This is a genomic window from Microbacterium sp. NPDC090225 (assembly GCF_044772365.1).
Lineage (GTDB): Bacteria > Actinomycetota > Actinomycetes > Actinomycetales > Microbacteriaceae > Microbacterium.
In genome coordinates this window covers 1,258,956-1,272,795 of the sequence record NZ_JBIVYS010000001.1, presented here as the reverse complement: position 1 = coordinate 1,272,795, position 13,840 = coordinate 1,258,956, and the positions used below count along the sequence as shown (strand labels likewise).

Below are 13,840 nucleotides of genomic sequence, written 5' to 3'. Positions count from 1 at the left end.
GCTTTCCTCCACGATACCGGGGCGGGGCGTGCTGCGGGGTGTTCTACGCTGAGAGCGTGCCCAGGAAATCGCCCCTCGTCATCGGACACCGGGGCGCGCCCGGCTATCGCCCGGAGCACAGCCGCTCCTCGTATGAGCTGGCACTCGCGATGGGGGTGGATGCCGTCGAGCCCGACGTCGTCGCGACGAAGGACGGCGTGCTGGTCGTGCGCCACGAGAACGAGATCTCGGGCACGACCGATGTGGCGGAGCATCCGGAGTTCGCCGATCGCCGCACCACCAAGCGGGTCGACGGGCAGGCGCTGACGGGCTGGTTCACCGAGGACTTCACGTGGGACGAGCTCTCGACGCTCCGCGGGCGAGAGCGCCTGCCGGAGGTGCGCGCCACGAGCGCGAGCTTCGACGGCGGCCAGCCGATCCTGCGTCTCGTCGATCTGCTCGAACTCGTGCGGAGCGGATCGATCGAGCACGGGCGCGAGATCGGTGTGGTGCTCGAGGTCAAGCACGCCACGTACTTCGCGAGCATCGGTCTCGACCTCGTGCCCCTGATCGAGCGCGATCTGCGCGCGGCGGGGTGGGCCGACGGCGAACTGCCGCTGATCATCGAGTGCTTCGAGCAGACCGTGCTGGGTCAGCTGCGGGCCCGCGGCATCCCGGCCTCTTACATCTACCTGATCGAGTCGTCCGGCCGGCCCTACGACCAGCTCGTCGCCCACGGCAAGAAGGCGCTCACCTACAAGGCGACGGTCGCACCGCGGGGCCTCAACGGCCTGATCGGCGTGGTCGACGGCATCAGCGTGAGCAAGAAGATGCTGCTCGCGCACGGCAACACGATCGTCGCCGACGCGCATGCGCGGGGTCTCAAGGTCTTCACCTGGACGTGCCGGCCGGAGAACGCCTTCCTCGCGCCCGAGTTCCGCGGAGACGGGGGCAAGGGCGCCTTCGGCGACTACGAGGCGGAGTGGGGCGTGATCGCGCGACAGGGGATCGACGGCGTCTTCGTCGATCACCCCGACCTCGGCGTGGGGTTCTTCCGCAGCTGAGCGGGAGCGTCGCCGGAAGGCCCGGCCTCAGAGCGGGCCGAGCACCTCGGTGACGTCGCGGTCGAGCACCAGCGCGCGCAGCGGGGCCAGGATCTCGCGCTCCTCGAAACGGAAATGCGACTCCATGATCGCTCGGATCCCTTCGAGGTGCCGCCCGATCGTCGCGGTGTCCTCCTCGCGCTCGGCGGCGGTGCGCAGCGCGCCGAGCAGGTGCGAGAGCATCGAATGATCCTGCATGAGCTTGTCGATCGTGTCGCCGAGCTCGGGATGCTCGCGCCGGAGCTCCGGGAAGAGTGCGCGGTCCTCGCCGCGGTGGTGTCCGTCGAGGGCCGAGCAGAAGCCGATGCAGAAGAGCAGCAGATCGGACGCGGCATCCGCCGGGCCGTCGCCGTCGTCGAGCGCCTGCCGGGTCGCAGCCAGAGCCGCCCGGAGACGGGTGTGCGCCGCACGGAGCTCGGCGTCCCAGGCGATCAGACGGGCGGCATCCATCGGCTCAGTGTAGGACGGCGGTGCGCGACGCGCGCGTCGGAGGGGGATGCCAGACTTGCCCGCATGAGTGGAATCGTCGTGGAAGACGTCAGTCGGGCCTTCGGGACGGTGCAGGCCGTCAGGTCGGCCACACTGCACGCCGAACCGGGGCGGGTGACCGGACTCGTCGGGCCGAACGGCGCGGGCAAGACGACTCTGCTCCTGATGCTGGCCTCGTTGCTCGCCCCCGACACCGGCACGATCCGCATCGGCGGCGTCGACCCGATGGTCGATCCGCTGGCCGCCCGCAGGCTGCTCGGGTGGATGCCCGATGCGCTCGGCGCCTGGCCCTCGCTGACCGCCCGCGAGACGCTCGTGACGACGGGCCGCCTGTACGACATCGCCCCGGCGGATGCCGCGCATCGGGCCGCCGCGCTGCTCGACCTCGTCGGGCTCACCCCGCTCGCCGATTCTCCCGCGAAAGTGCTCTCGCGCGGGCAGAAGCAGAAGCTCGGGCTCGCCCGGGCGCTCGTGCACGACCCGCAGGTGCTGCTGCTCGACGAGCCCGCCTCGGGACTCGACCCCGAGGCCCGTGTGCAACTTCGTGTGCTGCTGCGCCGTCTCGCCGCCGAGGGACGCACCGTTCTCATCTCGAGCCACATCCTCTCGGAGCTCGAGGAGGTCGTCGACGACGCCGTCTTCCTGGTCGCCGGGGCGGTGGTCGACGCGGCACCGGCACAGGCCTCCGTTCGGGCGTGGCGCATCCGGCTCGTCGGCGCCTCGACCGAGCGGTTGGCCGCCGACGCCTGGCAGGTCGCGTCGGCGCTCGGGGTGGCGCCGGATTCGCTCGGCGCCGACCGCGGCGCCGTGCTGATCGGTTTCGAGACCGAGGAGTCCGCCGCGCACGCGCTGCAGCGACTGGTCGCCGCGCAGATCCCGATCTCGGAGTTCGCCCCGGCGCAGAGCGCGCTCGAGCACACCTTCCTGCACCTGAACCCGACGGTCGTGCCCCCGCCGCCGCACGCGGCCCAGTCCGGAACGGAGGCCGGAGCATGAGCATCGCGCACATCGGCACCATCGCCCGTCTCGAACTGACCCAGCGCCTGCGGAGCGTCGGCTGGTACGTGCTGCTCGGCGTCTTCGCCGCGGTGCTCCTCGGCGTCACCGCGCTGTCGTTCGCCGTCTACTCCTACGGAGATGCCCCGGGTGCGGGCGTCTTCTCGATCGTCGTCAACATGGTGCTCCTGCTCGTCGTGCTGGTGTCGCCCACGCTGAGCGGCAATGCCATCAACGGCGATCGCGAATCGGCGACCCTCGCCGCGATCCAGGTGACCGCGGTCTCGACGGGCGACATCATGCTCGGCAAACTCGTCGCCGCCATCGCGACGGGTGGGGCGTTCCTGCTCGTCGCACTGCCGTTCCTCGCCTTCTCGCTGCTCGGCGGGGGCGCGGACCCGCTGGTACTGCTCATCTCGATCCTCGTGCTGGCCGCCGAGATCGTCATCGTCGCGGCCATCGGGGTGGGGCTGAGCGGTCTGATCGCGCGTCCGCTGTTCTCGGTCGCCACGACGTACCTCGTCGTCGCCGGCCTGGTGATCGGCACGCTCATCGTCTTCGCGCTGGGCGGGCTCGCCGTGCGGGGAGAGGCGACGAACTACAGTCGCCCCTACGACGAGAACGGTCCGATCTGCGACCAGTGGGAGGAGTACACCTACGAGGTGCCGCGCTTCGATCTCGTGTGGTGGGCGCTCGCCGCGAACCCCTTCGTCGTGCTCGCCGACGCCACGCCCACCGAGTACGGGAGCGGCGGGTACCCGGTCGACCTGTTCGGGCAGATCAAGTACGGGGTGCGCAGCGCGCAGCTGTCGCCTCTCGAACAGCGCTGGGACGACTGCGCGGTGGGGAGCCCGGGTCCGACGCCGGAAGAGGTGATCGACTCCACGGTGCCGAGCTGGTTCGTCGGGCTCGGCGTGCAGGTCGTGATCGCGGGGTCGCTGTTCGCCGGGGCCTGGTCGCGCACGCGCACACCCGCACGGATGCTGCCACCGGGCACGCGCATCGCCTGAGCCCGGTCACCCGTGGAGCGAGGCGCAGGCGGCGGCGGTGTCGGTGGCGCCGCCTAGACTCGTAGAGCCATGACCGAAGCTCCTCTCATCGTTCCCGGAACCGCCGGCCCGCAGGGTCAGGACGACCTCCTCGACGGCCTCAACCCGCAGCAGCTCGAAGCCGTCACCTATCGCGGCTCTGCGCTGCTCATCGTCGCGGGTGCCGGATCGGGCAAGACGAGCGTGCTCACGCGACGGATCGCCTCGCTGCTGCGCAGCCGCGAGGCCTGGCCGAGCCAGATCCTCGCGATCACCTTCACCAACAAGGCGGCGGGCGAGATGCGCGAGCGCGTCGAGGGCCTGATCGGCGACGCGGCACGCGGGATGTGGATCTCGACCTTCCACTCGGCGTGCGTGCGCATCCTGCGGCGCGAGGCACAGCAGTTCGGGTTCACCAAGTCGTTCACGATCTACGACTCCGGCGACTCGCGCGCGCTCATCAAGCGTCTGGTCAAGGAGCACGAGGCCGACGCGTTCGGCCTGACCCCGGCATCCGTGCAGTCGCGCATCTCGAAGCTCAAGAACGAGCTGTCGGATGCCGAGTCCTACGCGCGGCAGGCCAACATGTCCGACCCGGCCGAGCGGATCTTCGTCGAGGTCTTCGCCGACTACCAGCGTCAGCTCCAGAAGGCGAACGCCTTCGACTTCGACGACCTGATCGGGCAGACGGTCTACCTGTTCCGCGCGTTCCCCGAGGTCGCCGACACGTATCGCCGCAGGTTCCGGCACATCCTCGTCGACGAGTACCAGGACACGAACCACGCGCAGTACGCACTCATCCACGAGCTCACCCGGCCTCTCGCATCGTCGACGGCACCCGACCCGTATGCCTCGAACGGCATGATGATCTTCGAACCCGAGCCCGAGCCGAAGAACGCCGACACCGCCGGAGCCTCGCTCACCGTCGTCGGCGACTCCGACCAGTCGATCTACGCGTTCCGCGGCGCCGACATCCGCAACATCAGCGAGTTCGAACGCGATTTCCCCGGCGCGCGTGTGGTGCTGCTCGAGCAGAACTATCGCTCGACGCAGAACATCCTCTCGGCGGCCAACGCGGTGATCGGCAACAACTTCGACCGCAAGGACAAGAAGCTCTGGAGCGACCGGGGCGAGGGCGACAAGATCATCGGTTTCACCGGCTACTCGCAGCACGACGAGGCGCAGTTCGTCGCCGACGAGGTCGAGGCGCTGCACCGCGCCGGCATGCCGTACTCGGAGATGGCGGTCTTCTACCGCACGAACTCCCAGTCGCGCGCACTCGAGGAGATCTTCATCCGGTCGGCCGTGCCCTACAAGATCATGGGCGGCACCAAGTTCTACGAGCGCGCCGAGATCAAGGACGCACTGGCGTACCTCGTTGCGGTCGCGAACCCCGCCGACGAGATGGCGGTGCGCCGCATCCTCAACAAGCCTCGCCGAGGCATCGGCGATGTCACCGAGACGGCGATCGCCCGCTTCGCGGAGGAGCAGGGGATCACCTTCCGCGACGCCCTCTCGATGCCGGCGCAGCTCGGCTTCGGCCCCAAGATCCAGGGGGCGATCGCGCAGCTCGACGCCGTGCTCACCGAGGCGACGGCCATCATGCTGCCGTCGACGGGCGAGGTACCGGCTCCGACGTCCGTGGCCGACGGCCTGAGCCTGCTGCTCGCCAAGAGCGGTTACCTCGACGCGCTGCGCGCCAGCCGCGACCCGCAGGACGAAGCGCGCGTCGAGAACCTCGACGAGTTCGTCGCCGTTGCGCGCGACTTCGCACGCAACAACCCCGAGGGCACGATCGTCGACTTCCTCACCGATGTCGCGCTCGTCGCGGATGCCGATGACCTCGACGACGAGTCGGGGTCGGTGTCGCTCATGACGATGCACACCGCCAAGGGACTCGAGTACGACGCGGTCTTCGTCACGGGCGTCGAGGAAGACCTCATCCCGCACCGCATCTCGGCCGGAGAACCCGGTGGTCCGCAGGAGGAGCGCCGGCTCTTCTACGTCGGGATCACCCGCGCGCGCAAGCGTCTGCACCTGTCGCTCGCGATGACCAGGGCGCAGTTCGGCGAGGTGACCGTCGCGATGCCGAGCCGCTTCCTGCAGGAGATCCCCGTCGCACTGATCGACTGGCGCCAGTCGCCGGGCGACGTCAATTCCCGCGGCGGCATGCAGTCGCGCGCTCTCAACGCACGCCGCGCGGGCGGATTCGGTGGTTCGGGATCGGGCTCCGGCTCCGGCTCCGGCGATCGTTTCGGCGTCAAGCCGCTCCCCGGCCGCGATTCGCTCAAGCCGCTCTCGACCGCCATGGATCGATTCCCGAACCGTGTCACCGCCAAGGTGCGCGACAACGGCGACCTCGAGCTCACCGCGGGCGACCGCATCCGCCACGTCGACTTCGGCGAAGGCCGCGTCGACGCGGTCACCGGTGAAGGCGCCAAACGCATCGCGCACGTGCGCTTCGACACGGCGGGGCAGAAGAAGCTCCTCATCAAGGTCGCACCGATCGAGAAGATCTGACGGCACCGGGTCTGCGCCGCAGAGTCCGGAGCCGCAGAGTAGGGAGCCGCAGAGGGTTAGGCTGGCTCATATGGCCCTCTTCTCCCGCCGCAAGAAGTCCGCTGACGACGCCGTCTCGACTGCATCCGACTCCACGGAGGCGGTCGACACCCCGACGGACGAGACGGCAGTGAGCGACGCAGTAGTGAGCGACGCAGCGTCGAACGAGGCGTCGTCTGAGCCCCCGGTCACCGCCGCGGAGGAAGCCCCCGCGGCACCGTCGATCGGCATCTCGGTGCAGGCGTTCCGCGGCGTCGGCGCCGAAGCGGGCCCCGAGGTCTCGCTTCCCGACCCCGACGCGAAGCCCGCGCCTGCGGTGCAGGCCGCGCCCGCGGCACCCGCCGCCCCTGCTGCTCCGGCCGCCGAGCCGCGTCTGCCGCTCGCTCCGGCGTCGCCGCCCGAGCAGACCGAGTCCGTTCCCGGCATGAAGGACAACGTGCTGCTGCGCGAAGCCCTGAAGCAGGTCGAGAAGGGCGCGACCAACGAGCAGCTGCTCGGCGTGATGCGCCAGGCACTGCAGGGACACCTCTTCATCCGTGTCAACGGCGACGCGCGTGCGCAGATCGCCGAGGGCAAGCCCCTCGCCGTCGCCGTGGTGCGCGACGAGGAGCGCCAGTTCATGCTGGCCTTCAGCTCGGCGGCCGCCGTGCGCGACTCGGTGAAGCTCGAGGCCGACCCGTCCGCGACCTCGGCCGTGGCGCAGCCGTCGACCTCGGTGATGCAGCAGGTCGTCGCCGGCGACTTCGCGGGCCTCATCATCGACAACGCCTCGGCACCGCACCGGGTCGTGTTCCCGACCGAGCTCCTGCAGAAGACGCTCGATCAGGCCGACGCCGAGATGACGGTCAAGGCCATCGTCGCGGCGCCGCGCGAGCAGGACTCCGCGACCCGCGCCGGCGAGGCTCTCGCCGAGACCCGCATGTGGGTGGCCGTGAACGACGGTGGCGCCGACGGTCAGGTCGGCATCGCCGAAGCGCAGACGACCGACGGCAAGCGTTTCCTTCAGCTGTTCTCGCACCCGCTCGAGGTCATCGCCCTCGGCCGCGGCGACCGCCCGCTGCCCTTCGAGCCCACGCAGCTCGCGAAGGTGCTCGCCGGGCACGCCGAGATGGCGGGCGTCGTGATCGATCCGGCGGGTCCCACCCTCATCGTCGAGCGCGACGCTCTCACGCGCGTGCTCGAACTCGCCCCGGCGACCGAGGACTGACGACCCGGCGACTGAGACGCGCAGCCGCGGCACCCTTCCGTGGGCGACGGCCGCGCTCTAGGGTCGTTGCATGGCCTCCGAACGCGTGCCCGTGACCGTGTCCGACCCCGAGGGGGAGCGCGAGGTCGTGCTCTCCAGCCCCAACCGGGTCGTGTGGCCGGAGGTCGGGATCACGAAGGCGGAACTGGCCGAGTACGTGCAGCGCGTCTCCGAGCCCTTCCTCGCATCCAACGGCGACCGCCCGGTCTCGCTCGAGCGGTTCCGCGACGGCGTGGGGAGCGAGGGCTTCTTCTCGAAGAACCCGCCGAAGGGCACGCCCGACTACGTCGACGCCGTGACGGTGACGTACAACAGTGGGCGTCGGCATCCGCAGATCGTCCTGAACCGACCCTCGGCGATCGTCTGGGCCGTGCAGATGAACACGATCGTCTTCCACCCCTGGGCCTCGCTCGCGACCGATCCCGACAATCCCGTCGAACTGCGCATCGACCTCGATCCGCAACCGGGCACGGACTTCGCGGATGCCGTCACCGCCGCGCACGGTCTGCGCGAGGTGCTGAGCGAGGCGGGACTCGAGGCGTTCGCCAAGACGAGCGGCAACCGCGGACTGCACGTGTTCGCGCCGATCGAATCCACCCACGAGTTCCTCGACGTGCGGCACGCGGTCATCGCCGCGGGTCGCGAGCTCGAACGCCGCATGCCCGATCGGGTCACGATGAGCTGGTGGAAGGAGGAGCGCGGAGAGCGCATCTTCATCGACTTCAACCAGGCGAACCGCGATCGCACGATGGCCGGCGCCTACAGCCCGCGCGCTCTGCCCGGCGCGACCGTGTCGACCCCGGTGCACTGGGACGAGCTCGACGGCCTCGATCCGACGCGGTTCACGGTGCGCACCGTTCCACAGCGCCTCGACGATATCGGCGATCCGTGGGCCGACAAGCAGCAGACGCCGGGACGAATCGACACCCTGCTCGCCTGGTGGGAGCGTGACGTCGCCGACGGCCTGGGCGAACTGTCGTTCCCGCCCGAGTTCCCCAAGATGCCCGGGGAGCCACCACGCGTGCAGCCCAGCAAGAAGGTGGCCGCGCACTGGGATGCCGACGGGGAACCTGCCGCGAAGGAGTGACTCAGCCGATCACGTCGGCGAGGTCGTAGCCCGCGACCGTGTCGAGCTGCGCGTAGGTGCACGATCGCGCCTCACGATCGGGCCGCCAGCGCTCGAACTGCACGGTGTGGCGGAAGCGTGCACCCTCGAGTTGGTCGTAGCGCACCTCGAGCACGCGCTCGGGGCGCAGGCGCACGAAGGAGACGTCCTTCGATCCGGTGAAGCGAGATCGCTCGCCCTCGCCGGTGACGGCGTCTCCGGAGTCGTCGCGCTCGACCAGTGGCGCCAACTCTTCGACGAGCTCGCGGCGCCGCGCATCGCTCCACGCGGCGACGCCGCCCACCTGGCGCAGCGTTCCCTCGTCGTCGTAGAGACCGACGAGGAGCGAACCCACACCTGCGCCCGACTTGTGGATGCGGTAGCCGAGGGCCACGACGTCGGCCGTGCGGGCGTGCTTGATCTTGATCAGCGTGCGCTTGCCGGGGGCGTAGGGCTGGTCGAGGGGCTTCGCGACGACGCCGTCGAGGCCTGCGCCCTCGAACTCCGCGAGCCAGCGCACGGCGGCATCGTGATCGCGAGTCGTGCGGGTGATGTGCAGCGGATGCGGCACACCCGCCAGGAGTGACTCCAGCCGGGAACGCCGCTCGGAGAACGGGCGGTCGAGCAGGTCGTCGTCGCCCTCGGCGAGCAGGTCGAATGCGATGAACATCGCCGGGGTCTCGGCGGCCAGGCGGGTCACGCGCGAGGCGGCCGGATGGATGCGCTGGCTGAGTGCCTCCCAGTCGAGACGCTGCGCGCCCTCCGCGCCCGTCGCGACGACGATCTCGCCGTCGAGGAGGCACGGGCGGGGGAGAAGCCGTGGAATGGCCTCCACGAGTTCGGGGAAGTACCGCGTGAGGGGCTTCGCCCCGCGGGACCCGATCTCGACCGTCTCGCCGTCCCACGCGATGAGTCCGCGGAATCCATCCCACTTGGGCTCGAAGAGCAGGCCGCCGGGCGCCTTCGCCGGATCGGGCACGGTCGCCGCGGCCTTCGCGAGCATCGGGGTGGGGATGTCGTAGCGCATGCCTCCATCCTGGCGAGCACGCGCGCGCGGCGGAAGGGGACGTGAGGAGTCACGACATGCCGCGCTGGCGCCGCGAGGCGCGGCGTGTCCTGACCCCTCACGGGAATGGGGTGTCAGGGGAAGAGGTCGACGAGCTCGTGCGGTTCGCCGGCATCGGCGAGGGCCGTGCGGGCGGCGAGCCAGCCCGACATGCCGTTGACGCCGGGGCCGGGCGGGGTCGCGGCGGAGGCGAGGTAGACGCCGCGCATCGGCGTGCGCCAGGGGGCCGCGGAGAGCGTCGGCCGCTGCAGCGCCTGCCGCATCGTGAACGCCCCGCCGAGCACATCACCCTGGATCTCAGCCGGGTTGACGGCCTCGCGGGCGGATGCCGGCACCGAGCGGTGCGCGAGGATGCGGTTGCGGAACCCCGGGGCGAAGCGCTCGACCTGTCGGGTGATGAGTTCGGTCGCGTCGAGGTCGGAGTCGAGGGGCACGTGGATGTACGTCCAGAGCACGGCCTTGCCCTCGGGTGCGCGGGTCGGGTCGAAAACCGAGGGCTGCACCGCGAGCACGTAGGGGCGCTCGCTGACCCGCCCCCGCGCGACGGCGTTCTCACTGGCCCGTACCTCGTCGCGGGTGCCGCCGAGGTGCACGGTGGGTGATTGCGCGACGTCGGCGTTCGCCCACGGCACCGGTCCGTCGAGCTCGAAGTCGACCTTCGCCGCGGCGGGCCCGTACCGGTAGCGGGAGAGGGCGCGAGCGTACCCGGCGGCGATTCCCGGGTGGGTCAGGGCGAGACGCGGCGAGGTGTTCAGAACGAGCAGGTCTCCGCGTGCGGGATCGCCCCAGTCGAGGATGCCGAGGTCGCGCACGTGCAGGCCGGTCTCGATGCCGCCGCCGTGCGCTTCGAGGTCGGCGACGAGGGCATCGGCGATCCGCTGCGCGCCCCCGCGCGGGTACATCCACCCCTGCGCATGGCCGAGCGCGGCGAGCAGCAATCCGGCAGCGGCCCCCGGAAGCGACGGCACGGGCGCGTTGGCGTGCGCGAGCACACCCGTCAGCAGCGCCGCGGCCTCTTCGGTGCGGAAGGCGTGCGACGCGAGCGGGGTGCCCTGATCGAGCATGCGCAGGGCGTATCGCGCGGCGGTGAGCGGCTCGTGCGGCCAGCGCGGGATCTGATGGCCGGTGAAGTCGACGACGCCGTCGATGTGCTCACTGAGCGGCCGTAGCCGGGCGAGCCACGCACCCCGATCGGCGCCGAGGCCCGCTGCCGTGCGTTCGATGTCGCGCCAGGCGATCGCCGCCCGGCCCCCGTCGAGCGGGTGCGCGTACGAGATCTCCGGACGGATCCAGTCGATGCGGTCGGCGAGGCCGAAGGCCTGGAAGAAGGGCGAGGCGAGGGCGGCGGGATGCACGGCCGAGCACACGTCGTGGCGGAAGCCGGGAAGCAGACCGTCGGTCGTGCGCACGCCGCCGCCGATCGTGTCGGATGCCTCGAGCACCCGCACTTCGTACCCCGCCCGCGCGAGCGACACGGCACTCACCAGGCCGTTGGGCCCGCTGCCGATGATCGTCGCCCGCACCATGCCGCCAGTCTTGCACGCGGATCACCGCCGGGCCCGGAGCGGATGCGGTCGAGGCGGCTCCGGGATCGTGCGATCCTGGAAGGGATGAACGAAGTACAGGGCCCGACCCCGACCGGCACCTCCCGTCCCTACCGCTCCCTCGCGGAGGCGCTGCGCGCGCACCGCATCGACCCGGTGAACCACGAGTTCATCGGTGCGATCGTCGATGCCGTGGGTGTGACCTCGTTCATCGACCGTGGCCGGTACATCGAGGCCCTGCGCCGCGGCGACCGCGCCTCGCTCCACATCGGGCGCACCTACACGAACGGGTTCGCCGAGGACGAGACCGTCGTCGTCGGCTCCACTCCGCTGCGCCTGCAGCCCAGCGAGGGGCGCGCGCCGTACTTCTACGTCACCCACCCGAGCGAGTACGCGCCCTCCGTCCCCGCGCGTGCAGCGAAGCGCTCGTCGACGCCGCGCACGCCGTCGGTGCCGCGCGAGAAGGCGCCGAAGCCCGTGACCGAGCGCGACTACGGCGTATGCGACGTGTGCTTCATGGTCAAGACGCCCTCGGGCGGCTGCGGCTGCGACTGAGCGCCGCTCCGCCGGCATCCGCCCGCCGGCATCCCTCGTCCGTCGTCAGGCGAACGCGCTCATCCCGGTGATGTCGCGACCGAGCAGCAGCGCCTGCACGCTCTCCGTGCCCTCGTAGGTGTGGATCGCCTCGATGTCGGCGAGGTGCTGCATCACGCCGTTCTCGAGCAGGATGCCGTTGCCGCCCAGCAGGTCGCGGGCGGTCGAGGCGATGCGGCGCGCGGCGCGGGTGTTGTGGAACTTCGCGAGCGACGCCTGCGTCGGGCGCAACGCGCCCGCCGCCTCGAGGTCGGCCATCCGGCGGCAGTAGAGCTGCATCGCGGTGAGGTCCTCGAGCATGTGGGTGAGGCGCTCCTGCACCATCTGGAACTTCGCGAGCGGCTTGCCGAACTGCACGCGCTGGGTCGCGTACGCCAGGGCGGCCTCGTAGCAGGCGGTGGCGTGACCGAGTGCCGACCAGGCGACGCCGGAGCGGGTCGCGTAGAGCACGACCGACGCGTCCTTGAAGCTGTGCGTTCCGGGGAGCACGGCATCGAGAGGAACGCGCACGTCTGCGAGCCGGATGTGCGCCTGGTGGATCGCACGCAGCGACGCCTTTCCGCGGATGACGGTGCCGGTGTATCCGGGGGTGTCCTGCTCGACGAGGAAGCAACGCACGGCACCGTGCTCGTCGGCGGACTCGTCGTCGACGCGCGCCCAGACGAAGGTGATCCCGCCGGACGCCCCGTTGCCGATCCACTTCTTCGTGCCGCTGATCACCCAGGCGTCCCCGTCGCGGCGCGCGACCGTCTCGAGCGAGACCGAGTCCGATCCGTGGTCGGGCTCGGTGAGGGCGAAGGAGCCCAGCACGCTCGCATCGGCGAGAGAGGTCAGCCATTTCTCCTGCTGTGCGGGCGAGCCGAACAGAGCGAGGGTGCGGAGGGCGAGGCCGCCCTGCACCGCGAGGATCGTGCCGAGGGAGCCGTCGCCGCGAGACACCTCCATGTTGACCAGGCCGGCGGCGAGGGGGGAGAGACGCGTGAGGGCGGGGTGCTCGACACCGTCGACGACCAGATCCATCTCACCCATGCGGCGAGCGGCGGTCAGCGGGTACTCGGCGCGGTCCCAGGCATCCGCCATCTGCGGAGCGACCTCGTCGACGTAGGCCTGCGCGCGCTCCCAGGCCGACCGGTCGGCATCCGGGATGTCAGCGAACACGGCGTAGTAGTCGCTGCCCTGCCGTCCGGTGATGTCGTACGACGAGACGCGCTCGCCGGGCAGGGGGGAGGAATCGATGCTCATGGGGCTCCTTCGTGGCACCAGGTATCGTACTCCTAGAAACTGAGTTCCACGACTCCGGGTATGCAGGAGCGGAGCCCCGCCGCACCGCGCTCAGTCCAGCTGCGAGCGCAGGCGCCGGGTGACCTCGGCGACCGGCATCGACCGCGGGAACACGGCGACGACGACATCGTCGGGAGCGCTCGCCGAGGCATCCGCCGGCACGCCGTAGCGACGGCGCACGTCGGCCAGCGCCGCCTGCAGGGTCGCCAGGGGCACCTTCTTCGTGCCACGCAGCAGCTGGCGCAGCACGTGGTTGTGCACCGCGGTCACCAGAGCCGCGAACCCGACCGCGTCGAGCGGGTCGACTCCCGGGAGCGCCCCGCGCAGGTAGTCGTCGAACAGGCGCTCGTAACGGAAGACCGTGATGATCTCGCGCTCGCGCAACACCGGAACCTCACGCACGATCCGATAGCGGCGGCGGGCGAGGTCGGGATCGTGGGCGAAGTGCGAGAAGACCGATTCGGATGCCGCGCATACCGCGCCCCACGGATCGTCGTGCCCCTCGGCGAGGAACACCCGCAGGCGCTCCAGCAACGCCTCGTGGTCGGCGAAGACGACGTCCTCCTTGCCGCCGAACTGGCGGAAGAAGGTCGATCGCGAGACGCCCGCCGCCTTCGCGATCTGCTCGACCGAGGTCTGATCGAAGCCCTGCGTGTCGAAGAGCTCGAGGGCAGCGGCCACGACGCCGGTGCGCAGTTCTGCGGATTCGTGCATGGCACGAGCCTAGACCTCGCACTGTCGAGCATGCGGACGGTGTGACGCGGACGGGGCCCGAGGGAGCATTCGGGCCCGCAGGAGCGTCCAGTCCGAGGTAGTAGGCTGGGGGACTGGTCGATGTCTCGACATCGAG

The 13,840-nt window shown here is 70.6% G+C and carries 12 protein-coding genes; 7 read left to right on the top strand and 5 right to left on the bottom strand.

All coding sequences use genetic code 11. The features are described from left to right. Positions 1 to 56 precede the first annotated feature (56 nt). Complete coding sequence (locus ACIQTT_RS06130; RefSeq protein WP_402787466.1) at positions 57 to 1,043, top strand: glycerophosphodiester phosphodiesterase family protein; 987 nt, start codon at positions 57 to 59, stop codon at positions 1,041 to 1,043. Between the two features lie 27 nt (positions 1,044 to 1,070). Here ACIQTT_RS06130 and ACIQTT_RS06125 read toward each other — a convergent pair whose 3' ends face one another. After that, entirely contained in the window at positions 1,071 to 1,532 is a 462-nt protein-coding gene (locus tag ACIQTT_RS06125; RefSeq protein ID WP_402787463.1) for a hemerythrin domain-containing protein, read from the bottom strand. 63 nt (positions 1,533 to 1,595) lie between these two features. Between ACIQTT_RS06125 and ACIQTT_RS06120 the strand changes: the two genes are divergently transcribed. The 5 genes from ACIQTT_RS06120 to ligD all read left to right on the top strand — a co-directional run bounded on the left by ACIQTT_RS06120 (position 1,596) and on the right by ligD (position 8,487). After that, positions 1,596 to 2,567 carry an ABC transporter ATP-binding protein gene (locus tag ACIQTT_RS06120; protein WP_402787460.1) on the top strand — a complete coding sequence of 324 codons (972 nt, stop codon included), beginning with the start codon at positions 1,596 to 1,598 and terminating at the stop codon, positions 2,565 to 2,567. After that, positions 2,564 to 3,577, top strand: a complete 1,014-nt coding sequence (locus ACIQTT_RS06115; RefSeq protein WP_402787457.1) for an ABC transporter permease — start codon at positions 2,564 to 2,566, stop codon at positions 3,575 to 3,577. The genes ACIQTT_RS06120 and ACIQTT_RS06115 overlap by 4 nt, the downstream gene beginning before the upstream one ends. Before the next feature lie 69 nt (positions 3,578 to 3,646). Continuing rightward, positions 3,647 to 6,115: an ATP-dependent helicase gene (locus ACIQTT_RS06110; protein ID WP_402787454.1), complete on the top strand. Its 2,469-nt coding sequence runs from the start codon at positions 3,647 to 3,649 to the stop codon at positions 6,113 to 6,115. A 70-nt stretch (positions 6,116 to 6,185) separates the two neighbouring features. After that, positions 6,186 to 7,361, top strand: coding sequence for an SseB family protein (locus ACIQTT_RS06105; protein WP_402787451.1), 1,176 nt, complete (start codon positions 6,186 to 6,188; stop codon positions 7,359 to 7,361). 70 nt (positions 7,362 to 7,431) lie between these two features. Beyond that, positions 7,432 to 8,487, top strand: coding sequence for a non-homologous end-joining DNA ligase (gene ligD / locus ACIQTT_RS06100; RefSeq protein WP_402787448.1), 1,056 nt, complete (start codon positions 7,432 to 7,434; stop codon positions 8,485 to 8,487). Position 8,488: 1 nt separating this feature from the next. Here ligD and ACIQTT_RS06095 read toward each other — a convergent pair whose 3' ends face one another. After that, positions 8,489 to 9,532, bottom strand: coding sequence for an ATP-dependent DNA ligase (locus ACIQTT_RS06095; RefSeq protein WP_402787445.1), 1,044 nt, complete (start codon positions 9,530 to 9,532; stop codon positions 8,489 to 8,491). 113 nt (positions 9,533 to 9,645) lie between these two features. Then, positions 9,646 to 11,097 carry a phytoene desaturase family protein gene (locus ACIQTT_RS06090; protein WP_402787442.1) on the bottom strand — a complete coding sequence of 484 codons (1,452 nt, stop codon included), beginning with the start codon at positions 11,095 to 11,097 and terminating at the stop codon, positions 9,646 to 9,648. 84 nt (positions 11,098 to 11,181) lie between these two features. On the opposite strand from ACIQTT_RS06090, the gene ACIQTT_RS06085 reads away from it, so the two are divergent. Beyond that, positions 11,182 to 11,670, top strand: a complete 489-nt coding sequence (locus ACIQTT_RS06085) for a hypothetical protein (protein WP_402787439.1) — start codon at positions 11,182 to 11,184, stop codon at positions 11,668 to 11,670. A gap of 45 nt (positions 11,671 to 11,715) precedes the next feature. Here the strand turns inward: ACIQTT_RS06085 and ACIQTT_RS06080 are convergent, their stop codons facing one another. Then, complete coding sequence (locus ACIQTT_RS06080; RefSeq protein ID WP_402787436.1) at positions 11,716 to 12,951, bottom strand: acyl-CoA dehydrogenase family protein; 1,236 nt, start codon at positions 12,949 to 12,951, stop codon at positions 11,716 to 11,718. 90 nt (positions 12,952 to 13,041) lie between these two features. Beyond that, positions 13,042 to 13,704: a TetR/AcrR family transcriptional regulator gene (locus ACIQTT_RS06075; protein ID WP_402787433.1), complete on the bottom strand. Its 663-nt coding sequence runs from the start codon at positions 13,702 to 13,704 to the stop codon at positions 13,042 to 13,044. Between the last annotated feature and the right edge of the window lie 136 nt (positions 13,705 to 13,840).